This is a genomic window from Rhizobium sp. BK491, from assembly GCF_014194925.1.
Taxonomy (GTDB): Bacteria; Pseudomonadota; Alphaproteobacteria; order Rhizobiales; family Rhizobiaceae; genus Rhizobium.
Window position 1 is genome coordinate 228,750 of record NZ_JACIAR010000003.1, and the last position, 23,838, is coordinate 252,587.

Below are 23,838 nucleotides of genomic sequence, written 5' to 3' on the forward strand. Positions count from 1 at the left end.
AAAGCTATGCTTGGTTCGCTGCAGGGCGAGCCCTGTGTGCCATCTCGAAAGAAGGATTGATATCGTTGCGCATATTCGGGCGAAGAGCCGGCTGGCCCCGCTGGCTGTCCGTTCTCTTGGTAGCGGTTCTGCTAAGCTTGCCAGGCATGGAAGCATTGGCTCGTATACATAGCAATGTTCTGGTCGAAGATGCCGGCAGCTTGCGGCCGCTACGCGACATCTATGCGGTCGTTGCGCGCGAAATGCCGGGAAAGGTGCTGCGAATCAAGCGGGTTCGCCGGGCTGGGCGCCAGGCCTATGCCGTGCGTGTGTTGAAGCCGGATGGCAAACGTGGTGATATAGTGCTCGACGGCGCAACACTTGCCGTAATCGAGAGACGCTGAGAATGCGCATTCTGATTGCTGAGGATGAGCCCAGTATTGTGGCGGACATGCGCCGCTGCCTGGAGGATCAGCATTATGTCGTCTCGACCGTAAGCAACGGCGAGGAAGCATGGTATCGCGGCGATATCGAGCATTTTGATCTTGTCATCCTTGATCTCGGACTTCCGAAGCTTGATGGCCTGACGGTTCTGCGGCGCTGGCGCGCGGAGCGCCGTGGCATGCCTGTCATCATATTGACGGCGCGAGACGGGTGGCGCGACAAGGTCGACGGCATGGATGCGGGTGCCGACGATTATCTGACCAAGCCCTTCCGCATGGAAGAGCTTCTGGCGCGCGTGCGCGCCCTGATGCGCCGCGCCGCCGGACAATCCTCTCCGATCCTTTCCAATGGCGTGCTGGAGCTCGACACACGCCAGCGCACGGTTTCGTTTCGCGGGCAGCCGGTTCAGGTGACGGCACTCGAATACAGGCTTCTTGCCTATCTGATGCACAATGCCGGCACCGTGCTTTCCCGAACGCAGATCGCCGACAGCATCTATGATGAAGAGACGGAGCTGCTGTCGAACGCGCTAGAAGTGGTCGTCGCGCGTCTCAGGCGCAAGTTCGACGGCACCGTCATCGAAACCCGGCGCGGCCAGGGCTACATCATTCCGCGCGAGGCGCCGCCGTCATGACACCGTTCTCGCTGCGAGGGCGGTTGCTGCTGGGTTCCGTGGTGGCGATCATCGTTGCAACCTTTCTTGCCGGGGTCGGCATCAACGCCATTTCCGGGCTGGCCGTCAGGGCGCTTGCCCTCTCGGAGATAGATGAGGAGTTGCGCGTTCTGCTGGCGGCGGTCGATATAAATTCCTCCAATCAGCTCTTCCTCGACGACACGCCAACGGATCCCCGCTTCGGCATTCCGAATGGTGGCTTCTATTGGCAGGTCGGCCGCAACGGCACCGTCGAGCTGCGCTCCCAATCGCTCTGGGAGCAGAACCTGCCCTGGCTGCGTGCCCGCCCTCGCGATGCCGGGCGAGCGACGGATATGAAAGGGCCGAACGGCAGCCGTCTTCTTGCCGTCGAGCGGTCGATTTCGATCCCCTCGGCCACGGGCGACCAGATCGTCGATATCGTCATGGCGCTCGACAACAGCGAGCTTGCGCCGGCGCGCTGGCGCTTCTTCTACGCCATGGCGCCATCTCTTGGCGTGCTTTCAGCCGCCCTCATCGTGGCTGTCATCGCTTTTCTGCGATACGGGCTACGACCCCTCAATGATCTGCGCGCAGCCCTGATGGCGGTGCAGGAGCGTTCGGCACGCAAGATCACCGGTCAGTTTCCGCGGGAAGTCCAGCCTCTCGTGGACGATCTCAACGGGCTGCTTGCATCGCGTGAAACGCAGTTGACACAGGCACGCGCGCGCGCCGGCGATCTGGCGCATGGCCTGAAGACGCCGCTCGCGGCCTTGGAGGCGACGGCGCGCCTTCTGTCGGAAGAGGGCATGTCGGAGCGGGCCGCAGCCATCCAGACGGAGATCAGCCGGATGGAGGCGCAGATCAAGCGAACGCTTGCGCAAACCCGTGCGAGCCTGGCGGCCGCCCATACCGTTGGCGTCATGGACGCCAGCGCCGATCTGCAGAAGATCATCTCCGTGATGCGGCGGCTATCGAGCGAGCGCAAGATCGACTTCGAGCTTGTGGCGCCGCCCGAGATGTGGCTGGCGATCGACGAGGCGGATTTTGCCGATATCACCGGCAATCTGATCGACAATGCCAGAAAGTGGACGGCCGGCAAGGTGAAGGTCCGTTTGTCGCAGTTGCCCGAGCTCGAGGGCGTGGAACTGTGCATCGAGGACGACGGTCCGGGCCTGCCGGAGGATGCCGAGATGGCCTTCATTCGCCGCGGCAGGCGGCTGGACGAAAGCATCGCCGGAACCGGTTTCGGCCTGGCGATCGCCAAAGATCTGGTCGAAGCCTATGACGGCAAGCTGGCGCTCGCCCGCTCTAGCCTTGGCGGTTTGTCTGTCACCGTCAATCTACCGGCGCGCTTGGTGAAGGACAGGCAGACGGCGTTGGAAAATTAGGTCTGCGGCATTTCCGGCGCAAGATTCTCAGTTTGCGATCGCCTTCAGGTACCTTTCCGCCGAACGCTCCACCACCTGGTTGCCGTCGCTCTCGACCGTTCGGCCGGGAAATGCGCCGTAAATCGCTTCGAAACGATAGGGCCGAACCGCTTCCAATATCCTCGTTACTGCCTTGGCGTCGAGCGGAACGAGGTTCGGGTAGCTGCGCATGAAGCTCACGAATTTACGGTCCATGGTCACCTGCATCGTGTCGCCGACGAAGAGGGCGCCGCGCCCGCCTTCGAGCCAGGGGCAATGGAGCACGCAACTGCCGTCGAAATGGCCGCCGCATCGGATCATGGTCGCCGAGCCGATCGACAGCGTCGCGCCTCTCCATGGATGCAAGGCGGCATCCGGCCTTTGCACCCATTCGCTATCGTCGCCATGGATATGGATCGGTGCGCCGCCGCAAGTGGCACTCCACTCGACCATCGACGTATAGAAATGCGGATGGGAGATCGCGATCGCGCTCAGGCTGCCCATCGCAGCAATCCGCGTCTTGCTGGCCTCATCGATGAGGCTGAGGCAATCCCACAGAATGTTGCCATCCGGCCCTTCGATCAGAAATGCGCGCTGGCCGATACCGAAATCGGGCTTGATCTGCAGGCTATGAACGCCTTCCGCTTGCTTGGTCCAGATCACGCTATGCGTCTGGCCGATGCTTGCCATATCGGTCCATTCCTGACCTGATTGGGGTACGAATTGACGCTCATCCTCGCAGATCGGGCAGGCTCGCGGCGGTGCGTCGCTCTCGCTGAACTGCGTACCGCATGTGATGCAGACAAAATGCGCCATCTCGAATTCCTCGCCAAGCTATCGCCTCAGCCGGCGGACGGGATCTGGCGCAGGCTGAGATGGCTGTATAGGTACATTGGTCAGATATACCCTGGATTACAGGGAAAAGGCGAGGTTGTGTTGCCGTGGATAGAAACCGTCGTTTTTGGACCGATCTTTTCCGGTAAGGCGCTTATTCGTCATAGTGGGGCAATCGTATCTGTGTCGGTTTATCTTGCTGATTTTAAATGAAAAAATATTACAATAACAGTTTTATGACAATCCGCCCTTGCAAAAGGTGCAAAGACAAAGAACATAGTCGGCTAATGAAAGTTTACAATCTGCAATCTTGATTCCCAGCGCTTGTCTCGGGAGAGATCGCAGGCTTATGGAGGACCATTATGGCGCTTATCCTCGGCCTCGTTGCTCTGGCCGGCCACATCGCCCTTCTGCTCTGGGGCACGCGTATGGTCCAGACCGGCATTCAGCGCGCCTTCGGACCTGATCTGCGGTCTTTTCTGGGCCGCGCGCTTAGCAATCGCACCAAGGCGTTTTTTGCCGGGATCGGTGTCACTGCCATCCTGCAGAGCAGCACGGCAACCGGCCTGATGGCTTCCGGCTTCGCGGCCGGCGGCCTGGTGGATCTCGTGCCGGCGCTTGCCGTCATGCTGGGAGCCAATGTTGGCACGACCCTGATCGTCCAGGTGTTGTCTTTCAATGTCGCGGCGGCTTCCCCGGCGCTGATCCTGATCGGCGTGCTGATGTTCCGCCGAACCGGGAATTCACGCGTGCACGATCTTGGCCGGGTTATGGTCGGGCTTGGCTTCATGCTTCTGGCGCTGCATCAACTTCTCGACCTGATGACTCAGTATGAGGGATCGACGGCGCTTGCATACGTCCTCGATGCGATTGCCGCGACGCCGGTGCTGAGCATGCTCCTTGCCGCTATTCTGACATGGGCCGCCCATTCCAGCGTGGCCGTCGTTCTGCTAATCATGTCTCTCGCGAGCAAGGGTCTTGTCGATGTCGACCAGGCTTTTGCGCTCGTTCTCGGCGCCAATCTCGGAACCGCGATCAATCCGCTCATCGAAGGGCAATCGGGGACCGATCTATCGGTGAAACGCCTACCCATCGGCAATATGATGACACGCATTGTCGGCGTCGCCGCGCTGATTGGCTTTCTCGAACCGGTCACGCGCCTGTCGGCGCTGGTGGATAGCGATAGCGCCCGCGCCGTCGCCAATTTTCATACCGCCTTCAACGTCGTTTTGGCCATGGTGTTCATGCCGCTATTGCGGCCCTATGCCGATCTCCTGACCAAATTGCTGCCGCGGAAGATTGACGAGGCCGATCCGACGCGTCCCCGATATCTCGACCCGGCTGCCAAGGAGACGCCTGTCGTCGCGCTTGGCGCAGCAGCACGGGAGGCATTGAGATTGGTCGATGTCCTCTCCGAAATGCTCGCCGGCGCCAAAGCTGCCCTATCGGCTACGGATCGAAAGGCGCTGACGCGATTGCGGTCGCTGGACAATATCCTCGACAGTCTGAATGCGGCCGTAAAGACCTATCTCACCTCGATCGATCCCGATGAACTCGGCGAGGCCGACAGACGACGCTTGAACGAGATCCTGCTGTTCTCGATGAATATGGAACACGCCGGCGACGTTCTCGATCAGAACCTCTTGCCGCATCTGGCCAAACGTCTGCGCCGGGGTCTGAACTTCTCGAAGGAGGGCCAACTTGAATTGGCGCGGCTGTTCGATCGATTGCAGACGAACCTGCGCACGACGTCGGCCTTGCTCATGACCCAAAACGAGAGCACCGCTCGCATGCTGGCGGAGGAGAAGGTTATCTTTCGCAAAGCGGAACGCGAGGGTACAGAGGCTCATTTCCAACGCCTGCGGCAAGGCGGGATCGAGACCGTCGAGACCAGTTCTCTTCACCTCGACCTGCTACGCGATCTCAAACAGATCAATTCCCATCTGGTCGCCGCTGCCGCCTATCCCGTTCTGGAGGAGCGCGGCGAACTCCTGCAAAGCCGGACTCCAGGCCCAGCTCCGCAGGCCGCAGCAACGGTGCATGACTAAAAGATCTATCTCGGTCCTATGGCCAGCGATCGCCTTGCGGATCAATGTTCGTGGCGGCTCTTGCTATACGCTTTGAGTAAGGAGAGCCTTCTTCAGCCGATGAATATGCCCGGCGCCAATCCCGCAGCAACCGCCTACCATCGTTGCGCCGGCATCGACCCATGAACAGGCAAAGCGCGAATAGGCGTCGTCATTCAGATCTTGCCGGGTCGCGTGAAGGCCTTCATTGGCGGCCAACTCGCCTTGTTCACCTTCGAAGGCATTGGCATAGACGCCGATCTGCAGATTATGGCCGCTCTGCTTGAAAACCTCCGCTGCGACATCGACGGCCTCTCGCATGACCTCCGGTTTGCTGCAGTTGAAAAGAAGCGCGTCGGCACCGGATGATGCGGCCCAGCGAGCCGCATCCTCGACGGCTTCGCCGGATCGGAGCTTGGGCGAGGCGCCATTTCTTTGCGCGGCATCGTCGGCCAGTGTGAAGGAGATCCAATACGGCTTGCCGGTTTCGGCGACCGCGGCCCGAACCGCCTCTCCCTCTGCGATCAGGCTGAGGGTTTCCCCGAGCCAGACATCGACATAAGGATCGAGGTTTTCTACCAGAACCTTGAGATAGTCCTGAACGCGTGACGGATCGAAATTCTGCGGCTCATAAGAGCCGAAGATGGGCGGCAGCGAGCCGGCGACCAGGATTTTTCGATCCTTGCAGGCATCGGCGGCGTCGCGAGCCAGCTGTCCGGAAAGCGCGATGAGATCGGCGCCTTCCTTCCAGAACCGCTCCTCGCCAATGTGGAAGGGGACGAGCGCGTAGCTGTTGGTGGTCACAACGTCCGAGCCGGCGGCGATGAATTCGTCATGCACCTGCCGGACAATCTCCGGCGAATCGACGAGCGCGAGCGCCGACCATTCCGGCTGCTTCAGTTCCGCGCCGAGACGCAGCAGTTCGCGGCTCATGCCGCCGTCGAGGATCAAGGGTTTGCTCATGAATGGGATCTCCAGAATGGTTCGGATCAGCGGAGAGGTTTGATCTCTCCTTCGTGCCGTGGGTTAGCGCCGCACCGGCACCTGCGCTTCCAGGAAACGGAAGCTTCGCGCGATGATGGCTGTGATGATGAGATAGAAGACGGTGACGACAACAAGCGGTTCGTAGACCAGCAGGGTGTCCTGGCGAACTTTTGTGGCAACGGCGTAGAGATCCATCACGGTGACGGTGAAGGCGAGCGGAGTGGCCTTTAGCTGCATGACGATTTCGCCGCCGATCGTCGGCAGTGCGATGCGAATGGCCCGCGGCAGCCAGATGCGCCGCGTCAGCGTGAAGGGTCGCATGCCGAATGCGCGTCCGGCTTCCAGTTCGCCTTTCGGAACGGCAAGCAATGCGCCGCGCAAAACCTCCGCCTCATAGGCCGCATAGTTGAGCGTGAAACTGACGGCCGCGAAGAAGAAACCTTCGCGCAGGATCGGCCAGAACAGACTCTGACGTATACCCGGAATCATCGGCAGAAGAGAGCCGACCCCATAGTAAAGCAGCCAGAGCTGTATCAGCAGCGGCGTGCCCCGGAAGAAGGTGCAATAACCACGGGCAAGGCTTCGCAGGATGGGGCCGCCGCTGATCTGGGCGAAGGCGAGGCCGATGGCGATCACAAAGCCGAAGACGACGGAGATCGCAAGCAGCGACAGCGTCTGCACGGCTCCCGTCAACAGAAGCGGCCAATAGACGGATATCCATGAAAAGGTCATGCCGGCACTCCTCACGCGAGCTTCGGCTGGCCGCGCCGCACTCGCCGCTCGACCAGATTGAATATGGCATTCGAGACGAGTGTGAGGGCGAGATAGATGAGGGCGGATGCCAGGAAAAAGATGAAGTAATGCTTGGTGCTAGCGCCGGCGAGACGCGTGGCGAGAGCTAGTTCCTGGTAGCCGACCACCGCGACGAGAGCGCTATCCTTGGTGACGGACATCCAGAGATTGGCAAGGCCGGGCAGGGCATTGGGCAGCAAGGCGGGCAGAATGATGCGGCGGAAGCGCAGGCGTGCACCCATGCCGAATGCCTTTGCTGCCTCGATCTGGCCGACGGGGATCGCCAGGATCGCGCCACGCAGCACTTCCGTCATATAGGCGCCTTGCACGAAACCGAGTACGGCGACCGCGACCGCAAAGCCGTTCAACTCGAAGGCCGGCAGATTGAGCGCGGCGAGGAGCCGATTGAGGCCATCCATGCCCGCGTAATAGAGGCCGACGATCAGGATCAGCTCCGGAACGGCGCGGACGGCGGTCGTATAGAGTTCGAGCAGTAGCCGGAGCGGCCTGATGCCCGAGAGCTTGCCCAATGCTCCGCCTGTGCCGAGCAAGAGGCCTATCAGAAAAGCGCCGGCGGAGATGGCGACCGTGGAGGCAGCCCCGGTCAAGAGCACTCCACCCCATCCGGGAGGATAGGGGGAGAGCAGGTCCAGAATGCCTTGTGAGGAAGTCGCCATCGTCGCGATCGTTTATTTGGCGCCGTAGATATCGAAGCTGAAATACTTTTTGGTGATTTCGTCGTATTTTCCGCTGGCGCGCACCGCGGCGATTGCCGCGTTGAGCTTTGCCTTCAGCTCGGTGTCTTCCTTGCGAAGGCCGCCGGAAACGCCGGCTCCGAGGACTTCCTTGTCGTCGGCGACGTCACCCATCTTGGCGCAGCAATCCTTGCCGCTTTCGCTTTTCAGGAAGGCGTCAAGCGCAAGGGAATCGCCGAAGACATAGTCGATGCGCCCTGCAGCGAGATCCTGAAACGCCTCGTCGAGCGTCTGGTAGGTCTTCTCATCCGCGACCTTGGCGAAGTACTTCTTGTAATATTCCGACTGGATGGTCGACACCTGGATGCCGATGGTCTTGCCCTTGACGTCGTCTGCCGTGGCGCCAGTCTTTTGGTCCTTGGGGCCGATCAGCGTGCTGGGTGTATTATAATATTTGTCGGTGAAGTCGATGATCTTCGAGCGCTCCGCCGTGTTCGACATCGATGACCAGATCACATCGAATTTCTTGCTCTGAAGCGCCGGGATGAGACCATCCCAGGAAAGCTCGACGATCGAGCATTTCTCTTTCATCTGCTTGCAGACGGCGTCCATCATGTCGATTTCCCAGCCCTGCCATTTGCCGGAGGCGTCCTTGGCGAAGAAGGGCGGATAGGATTCGTTCATGATGCCGAAGCGAACCTCGGCCTGCGCTGTCATCGAGGAAAGCGCGAAGGCCAGTCCGGCGAATAATGTGGAAACCAGTCTCATATATGGGATTCTCCTAATGTGTTGTCTGCGAATTGGAGTGGATCAGGTCGTCAGCATGCCGGTAAATTCTCGGCAGCGGGTGCTGATCGGGGCGTCGAAGATCTGCCGGGGCGGACCTTCCTCCTCGATCCGTCCCTGATGCAGGAAGAGAACATGGTTCGAGACGTCTCGGGCAAAACGCATCTCGTGGGTGACCAGCAGCATGGTTCGGCCCTCCTCGGCGAGATCGCGGATGACCTTGAGGACTTCGCCGACCAGTTCGGGATCGAGCGCCGATGTCGGCTCGTCGAAGAGCATCACGGCCGGATCGATGCAAAGCGCGCGGGCAATCGCGGCTCTTTGCTGCTGTCCCCCGGAGAGAAAGGCGGGATAGGCATCGCGCTTGTCGTAAAGCCCGACTTTATTGAGAAGAGCCTCTGCCTTCTCAATCGCCTCGCGGCGAGGAACGCTAAGGACATGCACCGGCGCCTCGATGATATTTTCGAGGACGGTCATGTGAGCCCAGAGATTGAAGCTCTGGAACACCATGCCCAATCCGCTGCGCATGCGTTCGATCTGGCGCCAGCTTTTCGGCTGCATCTGTCCATGGCGCCCCTGCTTCAGAGCGACTTCCTCGCCGTTGACGACGATGCGGCCGCGATCGGGCATCTCAAGCAGGTTTATGCACCGCAGGAACGTGCTTTTCCCGGAGCCGGACGAGCCGATGATGGAAATCACATCCCCTTGTTTGGCGGTGGTTGAAACGCCCTTGAGAATCTGATGTGACCCAAAGCTCTTGTGGAGATCTTCCACACAAAGAGCCTGGGAGGGCAGCTCTGTCATATATAATTCCGATGAAAAACAATTTGCGGAGAATATCGCGAAGACCAGCCGAATTTGCGCGCAATTTCCGATCAATTTGCATAAAAAAAGCAAAAATGTATTTCTTGTGCATCTTTTATGATGGAATAGAGATGTCGTCGCCTGGTTTCATCGCGCATAAAGGGGTAGGGAAATGGAAAGTCCGGATCGTTTTGATCGCGATATTCTCGATATCGTCCAGCGCAATTGCCAGCTCACGGCCGAAGCGATCGCCGAGGAGGTCGGGCTTTCGACGTCAGCGGTGCAACGGCGCCTGAAACGGCTGCGTGAGGACGGTATCATCAAGGCGGAAATCGCAGTTGTCGATCGCAAGGCGACCGGGACGCCGATGGTGTTCATCGTCGGCATGGAGATCGAGCGGGACAATTACGATGCGCTTGCGAAATTCCGCCTTTGGGCGGAAAAGCAGGACCATATCCAGCAAGTCTATTATGTCACGGGCGCTGTCGATCTCATCGCGATCGTCACTGCGCGGGATGTCGAGCATTATGATGATATCGCCGCCGTAATCATGGCGGAGAATCCGCAGATCCGGCGCATGCATACGAATGTGGTGCTGCGCGACGTCAAGCTCGGATTGTTCGTGCCGCTGGCAAACGGTGACGAGGCAGGCTGATCGAGGCCGAGCCGCAGCGCCGAGGCTTCACCCTCGGCGCCGGGCTTTAAGGATCGTGTCAGACGGATTGCTCGATCACAAGCACGCCGTAGCCTTGAAGCTCGCTCCGTCCCGATATCGTCCTGCCGGTCAGCAGGTCAGTCCCTGCAGGCAGGTCGACGATTTTCGTTTCATGCTCCGTATTGAGCACGAACAGTAGCTTCCTGTCATTGCTCTCGCGCAGCGACACTTCGACACCGGCAGGCAGGTTCTCTACCAGCGGTGCGGCAACGCCGTTGCTGACGAGAATCTCCCCGATGACCTCTGCGAGCGGCGCGGTGAGGTAGGTGCCGAGATAATAGACCTGCCCGTTGCCATGCCGGCGGCGCGTCAGCATCGGCGTTCCTTCCAGGAAGCGGTCGGACCAGCGGCCGACGATCTCGGTATCTGCGGTCGTTTCCAGCTTCTCGTAAAGGTGCCCGGCCTCAAGCTGACGATTGCCGATCGTATAGGCATATTTGCGTGAGGCCGAGGATGCCGGCGGACGCGGGGATGGCTGATGGCTGCCGATGCCGCCCTCGCGGAAACCGCTGAACAACCCATCCGCCCCCGGAGCGGAGACTGGTCCGAATTCGTAGACGCTGACGCCGGAAAGCTTGGAAAGCGCGGTGCCCGGCGCCTGGGTGCGGATGATGTGGTTGTTGTCATCGCGGGTGCCTGTCATTGCCGACAGGATGAGCGTGCCGCCGTTGGCGACGAACTTTTCCACCGCTGCCGACCACTCTTCCTTCCACATGACCCAATGGGGAACATAGAGCGCCTTGATGCGTGAGAGATCATCTTCCGGATGGATGAAGCCGCAGGCAATACCGGCCTGATAGCATGCGCGGTGCAGATGGGCTGCATCCTGCATCGGGCTTGGCAGGCCGATCGCATAGGTCTTGTAGGCTTCCTGATTGTCGAAATCCGCGCCGGCGATGGCAATATCCATGCGGACGGTCGTGCCAAGCAGCTTGCCCTCGATCTTGCGGATGTCGGATGCGAATCGTGTTGCTTCCTCGTAACGGCGGCGCGGAACATCATCGTGATCGATAATACCGTTCCAGTAGATCTCGGCGCCGAAATGCGCCGGCCGCCAGCGGAAAAACATAAGGCCGTCCGCGCCGCGCGACACCGAAGTCATCGCCATGCGGCGCATCTCGCCGGGCTCCGGCACGGATGAGGAGAAGCCCGGCTGACTGCCGAGGCCGGACGCCTGTTCCGGAACGATGAAATTGCCGGAATAGGCGCGGCATTGGTCGAGATGGAAGGCCTGCGTGACCGCATGACCGCCGCCGCGGCGCATCTCGTCATAGAGGAACGGGTAGATATCGAAGCCGATGAAATCGAGATCCTGGCCGAACTGGCCGCGGAAATCGATGTCCACAAGGCCGCCCAGATTGTGGAAGATGAACCATGCCGGATTGGTCGCCCGCAGGATTTCCACCTGATCGTGCTGGAAGAGAGCTGTCGCGAAGGCGAGGAAGCGATGATAGTCCTGCACGTGACCGGGGCTGGAGAAGGACGGATTCATCGGTTGCGGGAAGACGATCTGGTCGAAGGTCTGATAGGCCGTCGCCCAGAAATCGCCGCCCCAGGCAAAGTTCAGGGCTTCGATCGTGCCATACTTCGCGCGGCAGAACTTCTGGAACTCGATGAGCGCGGATGGCGAGTAGCTTTCGGAAGTCGTCGTATTGAGCTCATTGTCCGTCTGCCAGCCGATGACATCAGGATTGTCGCAATAGTGCTCGGCCATCGCACGGGTAATACGCTGGCTGTGCCGCCGCAGCACCGGGCTCGTCGTATCGCAATGCTGGCGCGATCCGTGGCTTGCCTCTCTGCCGTTTGCATCGACGCGCAGGACTTCCGGATATTTTGCCGTCAGCCAGCGGGGCGGCGTTGCCGTCGGGGTGCAGAGAATGGTCTTGATGCCGTGCTTGGCCAGGCCGGCGATCGCCTTGTCGAAGAGCGAGAAATCGAAGTGATCCTCATGCGGCTCCATGATATGCCAGGCGAATTCCGCCATGCGAACGGTATTGAAACCGGCAGCCGCCATACGTTCGGCATCGCGGTCCCAATAGCTCTCGTCGACATGTTCGGGATAATGCGGCACACCGACCATGAAGCCGTCGAGGTTGAGCGTCCGCCAGACCGAGAGCGGCTTTCTTTCCAAAACTTTCATGAGATCATAAGCTTTCTTTACAGAGAGGCGATGGTGGGTTTCGGTCGGCTGAGGGTTCTGCCATCAGGACCGAAGAGGTAGAGGGAGGATGTGGCGGCGGACAGTTTGATCTGCTCGCCAGCCGAAAAGCCGGTCGCGTTGCCGAGCTGAACGGTGAAATTGCGCGTGCCGCTTTCCGAGCCGATCGTTGCGAACGGACCCGCATCGACGTAGAGAATGGTTTCGCGTCCGAGCTGCTCGACAAGGCGGACCTTGCCGTCCAAGGAGATAGCGACATCCTCGGTGGAGGGGCCGATCTTCAGCGATTCCGGCCGAACGCCGAGGATGAGATGGGACTCAGCCTTAAGATCGCCGACGTCTGCTACGGGAACGAGGACCGTCGTGTTGCCGCCTTCGAGTGCGACTTCAGCTACACCGTCACGAAGGGAAACGAGCTTCGCATTGATGAAATTGATCCGCGGCGCGCCGAGGAAGCCAGCGACGAATTGGTTCGCCGGATTGTGATAGAGATTGAGCGGCGCGCCTTCCTGCTCGATGATCCCCTTGTTGAACACGATGATGCGGCTCGCCATGGTCATCGCCTCGACCTGATCGTGCGTCACATAGATCATCGTCGAGCCGAGCTGCTGGTGCAGCGTCGAAAGCTCGACGCGCATCTGCGTGCGCAATGCCGCATCGAGATTGGAGAGCGGTTCGTCGAAGAGGAAGACTTCCGGCGCGCGGGTGATGGCGCGGCCGATGGCGACGCGCTGGCGCTGGCCGCCCGAAAGCTGCTTCGGGCGCTTGTCGAGCTGGTCCGATATTCGGAGGATATCAGCGGCCCGCTTGACGGCAGCGTCGATTTCGACCTGCGGCCGCTTCGCCATCTTCAGGCCGAAGCCCATGTTCTCGGCGACCGTCATATGCGGATAAAGCGCATAGGACTGGAAGACCATCGCAATGCCGCGATCGCCTGGCTCCTCGCGCGTGACGTTGCGGCCGTTGATCCAGATCTCGCCCGAACTGATGTTTTCGAGCCCGGCAATCGTCTTCAGGGTGGTAGACTTGCCGCAACCCGACGGGCCGACCATGACGATGAATTCACCTTTGTCGACGGAAAGATTGATCGAACGCAGGGCGTGGTAGCCGCCGTAATGTTTGTCGATGTCGATCAGCTGTACATGGCTCATGAATGATACTCCAAATCTGTTCGCGCGGTGCGGGACATGTCAGCCCTTGACGGCGCCCATGGTCAGGCCCGCGATGAAATGCTTTTGCATCAGGAAGAACATCAGGACCGGCGGGACGGCGACGAACAGGGTTGCTGCCGCCACGATGTTCCAAGCGGATGTCCATTCGCCCCTGAGGTTGTTGAGGCCCGCCGTCACCGGTTTGACGACATCGCTTTGCGTCAGCACGATTGCCCAGAAATAATCGTTCCAGACGAAGGTGAAGATCAGGATCGCAAGCGCGGCAAGGGCAGGCCGCATCAGTGGTATGACGACATGGCGCATCGTCTGCCAGGGGGAGGCGCCTTCCGCACGCGCTGCCTGGAACAATTCGTCCGGCAAAGCCGCAATGAAGTTGCGCATGAACAGGGTCGCAAAACCGGTTTGGAAGGCGACATGGAAGATGATCAGCGCGAAATAGGTATCGTATAGGCCGACCGAAACCATGAGATCGCGCACCGGGATCATCATGATCTGGGCTGGCAGGAAGTTGCCGCCGACAAAGAGTGAGAAGAGCAGGGCGTTGCCCCGGAAATTATAGCGGGCGAGCACATAGCCCGTCAGGGTCGAGAATACGAGAACCAGCAGCACCGAGGGCAGGGTGATGATGAGGCTGTTGATGAAATAGCCCCACATGTTGGTCTGCTGGAAAACCGCCTGGAAATTCTCGACGAGATTGAAATGCTCGGGCCACGTCCAGTATTTGCCGGCCATGATTTCATCAGCCGTCTTGGCCGCCGTCAGCATGACGGCAACGAGCGGCAGCAGCCAAAGTATGAGGATCAGGCCGACGAAGCCGGCATAAAGGCCGCGAAGCGCGGGCTTTTCTTCAGGGATTGGGCGAGGATACATCAGCGTGTCTCCCGTTCCATGCGCACCATGACGCGCAGATACCAGGTGATGAAAACGATCATGATTGCAAAGAGGACAGTGGCGATGGCAGCGCCGTAGCCGAAGCGATAGGAGAAGATTGACTGCTCGTACATCTGATAGGCCAGCACTTCCGATGAACCGAAGGGGCCGCCCGATGTCATCACCGCGATCATGTCGAAGGATCGCAAGGCGCCGACCACCGTTACGGCAAGGGCAATGAAACCCACCTGGCGCAATTGCGGCAGGACGACGTGCCAGAGCATGTTCCAGCCACGGGCTCCGTCGACGCGCCCGGCGCCGATGATGTCGGAGCTCAGATTGTTAAGACCGGCGAGAAAAAGCACCATGCAGAAGGCGATCTGCGGCCAGAGCGCGGCGATAACCACGGCGAAGGTCACGAAATGCTCATCGGCAAGCAGGGCAGGCGCCGTCGCTCCAAAGAGACTGAAGATGAGCGCAAGGAGTCCGTAATTCGGATCATAGACCCAGCCGAACACGACGCCGACCGTGACCGTGGCGAGCACCAGCGGAATGAAGAAAAGCGACTTCAAGATTCGCATGCCAGCGATCTGCTGGTTGACGAGCAGCGCCAGCGCCAACCCGAGCGGCGGTGCCGCCATGAACATGACGAGCCAGATGATGTTGTTCTTCAGCGAGACGTAGAATTGCTGATCGGCAAAGAGTTCGGAATAGTTTGCCAATCCCACCCAGCTCTTCTGCCCGACGCCATCCCAATCGAAAAACGAAATCCAGATCGATTCCACGGAAGAAGCGATGATGATCGTTCCGAACAGGATGCATCCAGGCACAATGAAGAGGACGGGCGTCAGCCAGTTCCTGTGTTTTTTCCACATGGCTCAGACTTCTTGGTTCGATAATTCAGGACATTTCTGGAAGCGCGATTCTTCAAGAGAGGCGCGACGGGACGTCGTGTAAGCCGACGCCCCGCCGCGCCCTGGTCCGGGAGGACTATTTGAAAATGCGCGCGCGGGTCTTTTCGAGTCGTGCCAGGATCTGGTCGCGCCGCTCCGGCTTGACCATGAATTCCTGGAAGCCCTTTACACCGTCCTGCGCCATGTCCGGATCGGTATCGCGGTCGTAATATTGCGACGTTCCCTTCACGCTCTTGAGCGATTCCACGGCGATATTGACCAGGGGGTCCTTGCTTGGCGGGCAATCGTTGCGTGGCGGAATGGTGCCTTCGGCTTCGAGGAATGCGCCGAGATTGTCAGGCTGATAGAAGTGAGCCAGGAAATCACGCGCACCTTGTCGGTTCTTCGCCTTGGCGGGGATGTGCACCGAGTTGACCGAGAAGTCCTCATAACGTTCGACGCCGGGGACGATTTCCGGGAAGGGAGCGAAGGCGATCTGACCTTCGTCGCTTGCCGGGAAGGCGGATTTGATGAAGCCTCCGAGGTCCATCATTGCAGCCTTCTTCTGCGCCAATGCCGCCCCGGCCTGTTCCCAGCCGAACGACGGTGCGCTTGCGGAGAAGAAATTGGCCTTGATGAGCTCTTCCCATTTGTCGAAGACCGGCTTCAGCATCGGGTCGGTATAGGGGATCTTGCCCTCCATCAGGGCGAGGTGCTTGTTGAGACCGTTGATGCGCAGGTTCATGTGGTCGAACCAGCCTCCGGTCGGCCAGAGTTCCTTCGTACCCATGCTGATCGGCGTCATGCCGGCGGATTTCGCCGCGTCGCCGAATTTCAGGAACTCGTCCCAGTTCTTCGGCGCTGTCCAGCCCTTCTCGGCAAAGACGTCCTTGCGATAGAAAAGACCCCAAAGAATGCCGCCGAGCGGCAGACCGTACTGCTTGCCGTTGACGGTAACTGCTGTCATCGTGGCACCGAGCTTGTCGCTATAGCCTTCCTTGGCAAACAGGTCGGAAATGTCGTCGAACAGTCCGCGATCGACAAAAGCCTTCATTCGATTGCCGGAGAACCAGAAGCAGACATCGGGAGCGCCGACAACGAGATAGCTACGGATGGCCGTCTTGTGGGCCTCGTGATCCATATTGTTGATGGTGACTTTCGTCCCGGTCTTCTTGGTAAAATCAGCCGCGATGCGGTCAAGGACGGCCCGCTGTCCAGCATTGCCGATATCCGAAATGATCGTCACCTCGCCGCCATTGGCAATTGCCGGGCGATAAAGCGCCGTGGTCGCCAAGGCGACCCCCGTGCCGATCATGAACTGGCGCCGAGACGCCTTGATTGCATTGGCGAGTGAAAGTTCGTTCTTCGATGCCATCTATTTCCTCCCTAGGCACATCAAATCCAGGCCCGCCCACAGATATGGGCAGCCGCTAACCTTCAGAAATTACGCAATAAACCGGCAATTCCGCTTGTGCTGATACAAGCAGACATTCCTCCATTGCCATGTGCTATTGCATACCGTATCTTCCGAGAAGCGACAATAGTTAATTTACAAAATTAATTTAAGGATCATCGTGCGCGGCAACCCTGGTACTTCCCGAGCCCTTAATCGGCGGCTCATCCTCAACCTGCTCAGAAATCGGGGGGCGATGCCGCGTGCCGAAATCGCCACCGTGACGGGCCTTAGCCCCGCGGCCGTGACTTTCGTAGTCACGGAATTGATCGACGAGAGGCTCGTCATCGAGGGAAAAGCACAGACGGGTGCGACGGGACGGCGGCCCGTGCCGGTCGATATCAATTACGATGGCCACCTGGCTGTCGGTTTCAAGCTTCGCCACGACAGCATTGACTGTGTTCTCACCGATCTCGCCACGATGCCGATCGCCTCTTTCGATATGCCTGTGTCGGACACACGGCCGGAAACGATGGTCGAGGCGATTGTGGCGGCGATCCCGAAACTTCTTGCCGATGCCGGCCGCACCGGATCGCCTGTTATGGGCGTCGGCGTTTCCATCCCCGGCGAGGTGGATGCGGTCAACGGCATCTGCGTCCAGAGCCCGCGCTTTGGCTGGCGCAATCTTGCCTTTCCCGAATTGCTGCGTGAACGGGTCCATGTCCCGGTCTGGATCGACGACGACATCAGCGCCTTCACCGTCGCGCAGCGGCTCTTCGGTGCGGGCCGCAACTACAGCAATTTCGCGACGATCGCCGTCGGTACCGGTGTCGGGTCTTCGCTGGTCATGGGAGGAGAGATCTATCACGGAAGCCATGGCTTGGCCGGAAAGCTCGGTCACGTCATTACGGTACCCGGCGGCCGACTTTGCGAATGCGGGAGACGGGGTTGCCTCCAGGCTCACACAGCCGAGGCTGCGATGATCGAGGACTGGGGCCGACAGAGAGGCGCAAAGGCCAATCGCGACGAATTCGCAGCCGCGATCGATGGGGGCGATCCGGCGGCTCTCCAAGTCATGGCGGAAGCCGGCGAGCTGATCGGGCGCCATCTGGCCGATCTGGTGAACCTGTTCGATCCCGAGGTTCTCATTGCCGGCGGCGAAGCCATGCAGTTCGGCGAAGCGATTCTCGAGCCGATACGGCGTTCGATGGCGAAATATGTCTTCTTGAATACGCCGGAATTACTTCCTGACTGGGTGCCAGGTTCGTGGGCGCGGGGGGCTGCCGCCCTTGCGACCCAGCACTTCTTTGATCTGGATGTTGAATGATGCTGCTCTGCGCATGATCCGCATATGCGCCTCGCGCCGTCAGGAAAATTGACCATCGGCATCCGGCTCGCATCTCATCGATAGCGCCGTCCCGTTTGCGTGATGATCACATCCATCGGAATGTCGTGAGCGAGCGGACGGATGGTGTCGATCGCCTGCGATTCGAAGCCGACGCCGATGACCAAAGGCTTGCGCTCGAGAGCGGCGAGGGTTCTATCGAAAAAACCACCCCCATAGCCAAGACGGTAGCAATAGGGATCGAAGCCGACCAATGGCGCGATGACGATATCAGGAATGGCTTCCTTGCCTTCCGCGGGTACAGGAATGTTCCATACCCCGCGTTCAAGCCTCTCTCCCATTTTCCAGGATCGGAATACTAGCGGGGTTGCCTTCGCCACGACCACGGGCAACAGGCAATCTGCGCCGCGCGCCGTTGCGGCTGCCATCCATCCTCTAAGGTCCGGCTCTCCCAGGAATGGCCAAAACAGGCTGATATGCTTTCCGTCAACATCGGCGACGACCTGATCGAGATGCGCTGCAATCGAGCGCGTATAATCTTCACGCTTCGCGAATGGCAGTGCCTTTCGGTCGTCGATCAATCGTTGCCGCCGCATCTTTCGCCACGCGAAAATATCCGAGATCCGGTCCTCGTCGAGCGCGATGCCGCTATAAGCCGGGTCGACCTCGTGCAGCGTGCAGGCGGGCGACGCATATTCGCGGATTTTTCCATTGGTTTCGTGTCGATCTGATTTTGTCATCCGTTCAATTTTTCCGTTCTGGGCAGGACGCCCAAACATGCTTGAGCTGCGGGAATGATTTTTATATACGGAATGATAAGGCAGCTTAATTCCTGAATCGAGATCTTTTCGTTGGACCTTTCATCGATCGAAATATTTCTGGCGGTCGCGAGCGATCGCAGTGTGACCAAGGCTGCGAAGGCCGTCGGACGCGTGCCGTCGAACGTGACGACGCGCATCCAGCAGTTGGAGGACGACCTCGGCGTCCTGCTCTTCAGCCGCGACGGCAAGAAGATGACGCTGACAAAAGAGGGCGAGACGTTCCACGTCTATGCCAATCGTCTTTCGGCGCTTGCTCTTGAGGCACGCCAGGCGGTCAGGCCTCGGCGCCCAACAGGCACCTTGCGCTTGGGAACGATGGAAAGCACGGCGGCAAGCCGGCTGCCCGCGGCGCTCAGCCGGTTCAATCATATGTGGCCGGATGTGGCGCTCCAACTGACGCTTGGCGCTTCCCGAGATCTTGCCCGAGATGTTCTGCGCGATGTGTTGGATTGCGCGCTGATCGCCCGGCCGCCGAAAGCGATGCTGGATGAGGATCCAGATTTCGCGGACGAACTCAGGCAGCTCGAAGCCGAACCGGTATTTGTCGAGGATCTGCTGCTGTTATTGCCCTCCGGCCATCCTGCGATCCGATCCGCCGCCGATTTGCGGGTCGGATCGATTGCCGCTTTGGAGCCCGGATGCACTTATCGCAGGATTGCAGAGGGCTGGGCACGCAGGTCGAGCGCTTTGCCGACGACCGAACTTGGTTCCTATCATGCCATCCTGGCCAGTGTAGCGACCGGCAATGCGGCAGGCGTCATGCCAAGGTCGGTTCTCGATCTCATGCACTGGCCGGCGCCGTCGGCGACGCATCAGCTTGCCGTCGTCGATACGGTTCTGATCTCTCGCAAAACCTATCGCCCGAGTTCCTTCGATGCGTTTCATGAAGTCCTCGGCGCCACTAAGGGAAAGAGCGTGCCGCGTTGCCGAGCTAGCCGGCGTCCTGCCGTTCATCCTCGAGAGATTCTTCCTTAAACTGGTTCCATCGTGCAGAATTCAGAGCCCCACAAGGCCGGTTCCAGCCGGTTCCGCCTGTTTTCCCCGACCCTCGCCGGAGCCACCTTGCGCGAACGGCTGATCGCCTGCCTTGGCGCCTTGATCGGCATTGGCCTTACGGGGGTCATCAGCGGTTACCTCTTCGGGCAGGGGCCGCATCTTCCGCTGATCGTCGCGCCGATGGGAGCGTCCGCAGTGCTGCTTTTCGCGGTTCCGGCAAGTCCGCTCGCCCAGCCGTGGTCGATCATCGGCGGCAATACTATTTCGGCCATGATGGGTATTATCGCGGCCTATCTGATCCACGAACCGATCATCGCGATCGGGGTCGGCGTCTCGCTTGCGATAGGAGCCATGTCATTTACGCGATGCCTGCATCCGCCGGGCGGCGCGGCCGCGCTGACCGCCGTTCTCGGCGGCCCGGTCGTTGCGGGCTGGGGCTTTCTGTTTCCCTTCGTACCGGTTGCCTTGAATTCCTGCATACTCGTCGGCCTCGGCCTGGTGTTTCACAAGCTCTCCAGGCGCAACTATCCGCATGTCGTCGCCAAGCCAGCCGAAAACACCCATCAGACGCGCGATCTGCCGCCGCCTTTGCGGGTAGGCTTTCGTGAGGAGGACGTCGATGCTGCCCTGGGCGTGCTTGACGAGACCTTCGATATTGATCGCGCCGACCTCAGCCGCCTTCTGCGGCAGGTCGAATTGCAGGCAGCGATACGATCGCATGGAGATATAAGCTGCGCCGACATCATGTCGCGCGATGTCATCGCCATTGACGAGCACGCAGGGCCGGAGCACGCTCGGCAACTTCTGCTGAAACACAATATTCGCACCTTGCCGGTGAAGGACCGGGAGGGTCGCCTCATCGGTACGGTCGGGTTGCGCGAGCTCTCGGCAGGCCTCGACACTATCGTGCACGCCGTATCGAAGCCGGCGGTTGCCGATGCTGCCGATCCCGCTTTGTCGTTGTTGCCCGTTCTGACGGACGGACGAACGCATGCGGTCATCGTCGTCGATGCCGACCAGCGCGTCCTCGGTCTGATATCGCAGACGGATCTTTTGAGCGCCATGGCGCGGCTCCTGCCGAAGAAGGACATTCCGGCGCGGGTGGTCATCTGAATACGGTGGAGACAGTTATCGCTACCATCGAACGCTGCACCTGACGCGGCGTAACACCGCCGGCCTCGCTCTTGCTGATGTCGCGAGGCCATAAGCGGTCGACCAGGATACGCTTGCCGCCGCCGTCCGCGGGTTCGTAAATTCGCTTGATCCGTAGAGACATATTCACCGCCTTTCCGCGGCGGACGACGGCAGCCGATGATAACATCAGTCTGCAGGGCTTGGCCAATGATCCGGAGACCCGCGGCTTTGCATCTTACCTGTCGCGGCGCGGCATAATTGCCAGCGATTCGCAGTTCACCTTAATCCATCGGACGCATAGCGTTGGGCGCGCGCTTGATCTCGACGACAGATGTTCGCGGATTGGTTGACGTGGCTGCATCCGATCGTGGCGGCCTGGATCAATCGTCATCACCGCAATGCTGCGGCTTTATTTATGGCTGTTTCTGGCGGTCGATGAGCAATAGAGATTTGCCGGGGTGTTTTGAAGTCCCTTGTCTGGGCCGCAGAATAACTTCCGCTTTTCTTGTATCTATTATGCTTCGGTCGGGGAGTTGCCCAATGATATAGAGTTAATGACTGTAATGAAGTTTGCCTTGCTTGCAGCATAACGATAGTGTGATTTGATGTTGGCTCTTGAAAATCCCCGAGCTTCCTTTCAGATTTATTTTGCGTTGGGAATGTGATAGCTGACATATATTACGACTGCGAGAGTGAGAATGGTAGAATTCAAATTTAGCGAGCCACCTCAAGGAAGTGCGGAGGACCTCTCAAGCGAGTGCCAACGCCAATTGCAGCCTATTGTCAGTGAAATTGTTCAAGCTGCAACAGCGGCGGGATGGAACCAAAAAGACGTGCTTCTGGCGATGGTGGACGTTGCATGGGATCTATATGAAAAAGGCCGGGGCAAAACCTAAGGTCGAACAGATCGCAGTATTTTTCCTACTTTTAAGGGAAATATGGCTTAAAATTTGACTGCACGTTTAGCTGGTTTGAAATAGATCTAATCTCAACTATAAGAAGAAATGGTCTGATGGCATACCCTTTCTTAGCTATATGGCTATCTCCCCTTCCAAACTTGGCGATTTATACTATTTAATCTTCCGCAATAAGCTGCTTGCGGCGGCAAGCGGCGGGCAGAGTTGGGAAATGAGATCTCAAATGAAAGTGGGATCTGATCTGCCTGTTAGTATTTGCAGGACTTCGTTCGGGCGGGGCGATGAAGAATGGGCTATGCGGGTGAGGTCCGGGAACGGGCCGAACGATATGTGTTCGATATAATCCCTGAACATGCAGGGCCGAGAAAGACGACCGCCCGCGGGAGCGTTATCAATTCCGTACGCAATCCCGGATCGCAGACATTTCTCGCCAAAGAGCATGCGATGGGGATTGTACTGGCTCCCATGCGCGGCTTGCGAGCCTCTCTCGGCAGCGACCGAATCACCCAATATGATGCGCCTGTCGGTTGCCTCATCATCAATCCCGCCGGTGTGGATAGCAGCCTTGCCTGGTCCGAAACCAGGAAAAATCTTGTCGTCGCCATTCCTCCGGACACTCTGTCGGAGCTGGCGCTTCAGGAGTTCGATCTCGCGAACGTAGAACTCCGGCCACCTGCCTTCGGAACCGTCGATCCGATCGCGCTCGATATTGCGCAGAGGATTTCTGTCGAATTAACCGGGAAGGCAACTCCGAATGAACTCTTTCTGGATTCATTGGTTACGCTCTTTAGTACCCATCTCATCCGCAACTATGCAAGCAATATGAAACAGCTTCCGTCGCCAAGGGGAGGGCTCTCCGCCAAAAGCGCCCGTCGCGTTGAAGAGTATCTCCGTGAACATTTTACGGAAAAGGTTCATGTCGCGGAACTGGCGGCTGTCGCCGGCATTTCACCCAATCATTTCATCGTAAGATTCGCCAAGACCTTCGGCATGCCGCCACACCGCTACCTCATAAATCTGCGCCTGGACCTCGCCGAAAAATTGCTGGCCGAAGGTGAAATCGCGATCGCGGAAATTGCCTATATGGCAGGGTTTTCGGATCAAAGCCATTTGGCGACGACGATGAAGAGATACCGGGGACGCACGCCTACAGAGCTTCGATATATGCGATAACCGCATGGGCTTGAACGCAAGCCCGCTTCTGTCCCAAACCAATTCGAGTATTCCCAAATTCGCTATTTCCCGCGTCCACGCGAGAGATGTATGGCGGGGATGGGCGTCTTCCGCTCATGCGGCAGAAGAGATTTTTCGGAATGGAAAGAACCGCTTGGTGCTTATCGTCCGGCGGTTCGCCTCTTCGTACAGAACAGCCTAAGGTTAAGTGTGGCAAAGTGGCTACACCCGCAGCCGGCTAGGCAAAAAACCGTAATTTTCTAAAAAAAATCCGGAATTTTATAAAATACGCTTGCGCTGAAATAAGGCCATCTTCCCGCACGGTAACTATCCGGTGCGGTATGGACATTCAATTCCCTGAATTTGAAATCTTTGCTCCGAAGATCGAGGTAGCCTGGACTGCCTTGCAAGACCGCTATGCCAGCCGCTTGAGCGGCGCGGAGGTCGATTATCTATTTGCCTGCCTGGTCTTCGGTTTGACCTCTCCGGCTTACGGAGAAGGGGAGCCGCTATTCCATTTCGATGTCTGCCGCGCCCTGGTGACGATGAAGCTTCCCCACGAACGGGCGGATGCCGCCTTGTATTCCGTTCCGGAGTTGACGCAGCCGTGGGTCGATACCGTCCGCGAGCAGCTCGAAAGCCAAGCCGCCAAAATGGGTCGCGCGCTTCTGCAAGCGCATAATTTCAACGACGACGCAGCCGCAGATGCGGGTTCACGCGTGCTCGCTCGTCCAGATAGCAGCGAGGAGAAGGCAGCATGAGGGAATGCGTTGGGGAACATCTGCAGACTAAATCTCGCATAGGATTGGCTGGAAGCTTTGTTTCAG

At 58.9% G+C, this 23,838-nt stretch carries 23 protein-coding genes and 1 pseudogene; 11 read left to right on the plus strand and 13 right to left on the minus strand.

From position 1 onward, the window contains the following. Positions 1–155: 155 nt before the first annotated feature. The 3 genes from FHX05_RS15460 to FHX05_RS15470 are packed head-to-tail and all read left to right on the plus strand — an operon-like array spanning position 156 to position 2,445. Positions 156–383 carry a hypothetical protein gene (locus FHX05_RS15460; RefSeq protein WP_244441547.1) on the plus strand — a complete coding sequence of 76 codons (228 nt, stop codon included), beginning with the start codon at positions 156–158 and terminating at the stop codon, positions 381–383. A 2-nt stretch (positions 384–385) separates the two neighbouring features. Beyond that, positions 386–1,057 carry a response regulator transcription factor gene (locus FHX05_RS15465; protein ID WP_015342375.1) on the plus strand — a complete coding sequence of 224 codons (672 nt, stop codon included), beginning with the start codon at positions 386–388 and terminating at the stop codon, positions 1,055–1,057. Next, positions 1,054–2,445 carry a HAMP domain-containing sensor histidine kinase gene (locus FHX05_RS15470; protein WP_183872767.1) on the plus strand — a complete coding sequence of 464 codons (1,392 nt, stop codon included), beginning with the start codon at positions 1,054–1,056 and terminating at the stop codon, positions 2,443–2,445. The genes FHX05_RS15465 and FHX05_RS15470 overlap by 4 nt, the downstream gene beginning before the upstream one ends. 27 nt (positions 2,446–2,472) lie before the next feature. Here FHX05_RS15470 and FHX05_RS15475 read toward each other — a convergent pair whose 3' ends face one another. After that, a complete protein-coding gene (locus FHX05_RS15475; RefSeq protein WP_183872769.1) occupies positions 2,473–3,279 on the minus strand; it encodes an MBL fold metallo-hydrolase in 807 nt (268 codons plus the stop codon). A 380-nt stretch (positions 3,280–3,659) separates the two neighbouring features. Here FHX05_RS15475 and FHX05_RS15480 point away from each other — a divergent pair, with 380 nt between their 5' ends. Beyond that, positions 3,660–5,345, plus strand: a complete 1,686-nt coding sequence (locus tag FHX05_RS15480) for a Na/Pi cotransporter family protein (protein ID WP_183872771.1) — start codon at positions 3,660–3,662, stop codon at positions 5,343–5,345. Between the two features lie 63 nt (positions 5,346–5,408). Here FHX05_RS15480 and FHX05_RS15485 read toward each other — a convergent pair whose 3' ends face one another. From FHX05_RS15485 to FHX05_RS15505, 5 genes are all read right to left on the minus strand, one after another. Further along, entirely contained in the window at positions 5,409–6,326 is a 918-nt protein-coding gene (locus FHX05_RS15485) for a homocysteine S-methyltransferase family protein (protein WP_183872773.1), read from the minus strand. Positions 6,327–6,389: 63 nt separating this feature from the next. Beyond that, a complete protein-coding gene (locus FHX05_RS15490) occupies positions 6,390–7,079 on the minus strand; it encodes an ABC transporter permease (RefSeq protein WP_112603064.1) in 690 nt (229 codons plus the stop codon). Between the two features lie 11 nt (positions 7,080–7,090). Beyond that, the gene (locus tag FHX05_RS15495) at positions 7,091–7,816 is read right to left on the minus strand and encodes an ABC transporter permease subunit (RefSeq protein ID WP_112603066.1); all 726 of its coding nucleotides are present in this window, start codon (positions 7,814–7,816) and stop codon (positions 7,091–7,093) included. Between the two features lie 12 nt (positions 7,817–7,828). Next, the gene (locus FHX05_RS15500; protein ID WP_112603068.1) at positions 7,829–8,602 is read right to left on the minus strand and encodes a transporter substrate-binding domain-containing protein; all 774 of its coding nucleotides are present in this window, start codon (positions 8,600–8,602) and stop codon (positions 7,829–7,831) included. A gap of 42 nt (positions 8,603–8,644) precedes the next feature. Continuing rightward, positions 8,645–9,424, minus strand: coding sequence for an ATP-binding cassette domain-containing protein (locus FHX05_RS15505; protein ID WP_183872775.1), 780 nt, complete (start codon positions 9,422–9,424; stop codon positions 8,645–8,647). 172 nt (positions 9,425–9,596) lie between these two features. Here FHX05_RS15505 and FHX05_RS15510 point away from each other — a divergent pair, with 172 nt between their 5' ends. Next, positions 9,597–10,079, plus strand: a complete 483-nt coding sequence (locus tag FHX05_RS15510) for an Lrp/AsnC family transcriptional regulator (protein ID WP_015342384.1) — start codon at positions 9,597–9,599, stop codon at positions 10,077–10,079. Positions 10,080–10,137: 58 nt separating this feature from the next. Here FHX05_RS15510 and FHX05_RS15515 read toward each other — a convergent pair whose 3' ends face one another. The 5 genes from FHX05_RS15515 to FHX05_RS15535 all read right to left on the minus strand — a co-directional run bounded on the left by FHX05_RS15515 (position 10,138) and on the right by FHX05_RS15535 (position 16,607). Next, positions 10,138–12,279, minus strand: a complete 2,142-nt coding sequence (locus FHX05_RS15515) for a beta-galactosidase (protein WP_183872777.1) — start codon at positions 12,277–12,279, stop codon at positions 10,138–10,140. A 17-nt stretch (positions 12,280–12,296) separates the two neighbouring features. Further along, positions 12,297–13,448 (minus strand): ABC transporter ATP-binding protein, encoded by a 1,152-nt coding sequence (locus tag FHX05_RS15520; protein WP_183872779.1) that lies wholly within the window; start codon positions 13,446–13,448, stop codon positions 12,297–12,299. A gap of 39 nt (positions 13,449–13,487) precedes the next feature. Further along, positions 13,488–14,339: a carbohydrate ABC transporter permease gene (locus FHX05_RS15525; protein WP_112337112.1), complete on the minus strand. Its 852-nt coding sequence runs from the start codon at positions 14,337–14,339 to the stop codon at positions 13,488–13,490. Continuing rightward, a complete protein-coding gene (locus tag FHX05_RS15530) occupies positions 14,339–15,214 on the minus strand; it encodes a sugar ABC transporter permease (RefSeq protein WP_112337111.1) in 876 nt (291 codons plus the stop codon). The genes FHX05_RS15525 and FHX05_RS15530 overlap by 1 nt, the downstream gene beginning before the upstream one ends. 115 nt (positions 15,215–15,329) lie before the next feature. Beyond that, positions 15,330–16,607 (minus strand): ABC transporter substrate-binding protein, encoded by a 1,278-nt coding sequence (locus tag FHX05_RS15535; RefSeq protein ID WP_183872781.1) that lies wholly within the window; start codon positions 16,605–16,607, stop codon positions 15,330–15,332. Positions 16,608–16,806: 199 nt separating this feature from the next. Between FHX05_RS15535 and FHX05_RS15540 the strand changes: the two genes are divergently transcribed. After that, positions 16,807–17,952 (plus strand): ROK family protein, encoded by a 1,146-nt coding sequence (locus FHX05_RS15540; protein ID WP_183872783.1) that lies wholly within the window; start codon positions 16,807–16,809, stop codon positions 17,950–17,952. Between the two features lie 74 nt (positions 17,953–18,026). Here the strand turns inward: FHX05_RS15540 and FHX05_RS15545 are convergent, their stop codons facing one another. Continuing rightward, positions 18,027–18,710, minus strand: a complete 684-nt coding sequence (locus FHX05_RS15545) for a 5-formyltetrahydrofolate cyclo-ligase (protein ID WP_183872785.1) — start codon at positions 18,708–18,710, stop codon at positions 18,027–18,029. Positions 18,711–18,821: 111 nt separating this feature from the next. Here FHX05_RS15545 and FHX05_RS15550 point away from each other — a divergent pair, with 111 nt between their 5' ends. Beyond that, positions 18,822–19,766, plus strand: coding sequence for a LysR family transcriptional regulator (locus FHX05_RS15550; protein WP_183872787.1), 945 nt, complete (start codon positions 18,822–18,824; stop codon positions 19,764–19,766). 12 nt (positions 19,767–19,778) lie between these two features. Further along, positions 19,779–20,900, plus strand: coding sequence for an HPP family protein (locus tag FHX05_RS15555; RefSeq protein WP_183872789.1), 1,122 nt, complete (start codon positions 19,779–19,781; stop codon positions 20,898–20,900). Positions 20,901–20,961: 61 nt separating this feature from the next. Here the strand turns inward: FHX05_RS15555 and FHX05_RS30395 are convergent. Further along, positions 20,962–21,063 (minus strand): annotated as a pseudogene (locus FHX05_RS30395) (DUF488 family protein); the annotation flags it as partial. 556 nt (positions 21,064–21,619) lie between these two features. On the opposite strand from FHX05_RS30395, the gene FHX05_RS15565 reads away from it, so the two are divergent. The 3 genes from FHX05_RS15565 (at position 21,620) to FHX05_RS15575 (ending at position 23,772) form a co-directional block, all read left to right on the plus strand. Next, complete coding sequence (locus FHX05_RS15565) at positions 21,620–21,817, plus strand: hypothetical protein (RefSeq protein WP_112603088.1); 198 nt, start codon at positions 21,620–21,622, stop codon at positions 21,815–21,817. Between the two features lie 309 nt (positions 21,818–22,126). Further along, positions 22,127–23,011, plus strand: coding sequence for an AraC family transcriptional regulator (locus FHX05_RS15570; RefSeq protein ID WP_112337104.1), 885 nt, complete (start codon positions 22,127–22,129; stop codon positions 23,009–23,011). Between the two features lie 341 nt (positions 23,012–23,352). Beyond that, on the plus strand, positions 23,353–23,772 hold the full coding sequence (locus FHX05_RS15575; protein ID WP_183872793.1) for a hypothetical protein: 420 nt from the start codon (positions 23,353–23,355) through the stop codon (positions 23,770–23,772). Positions 23,773–23,838: the final 66 nt, after the last annotated feature.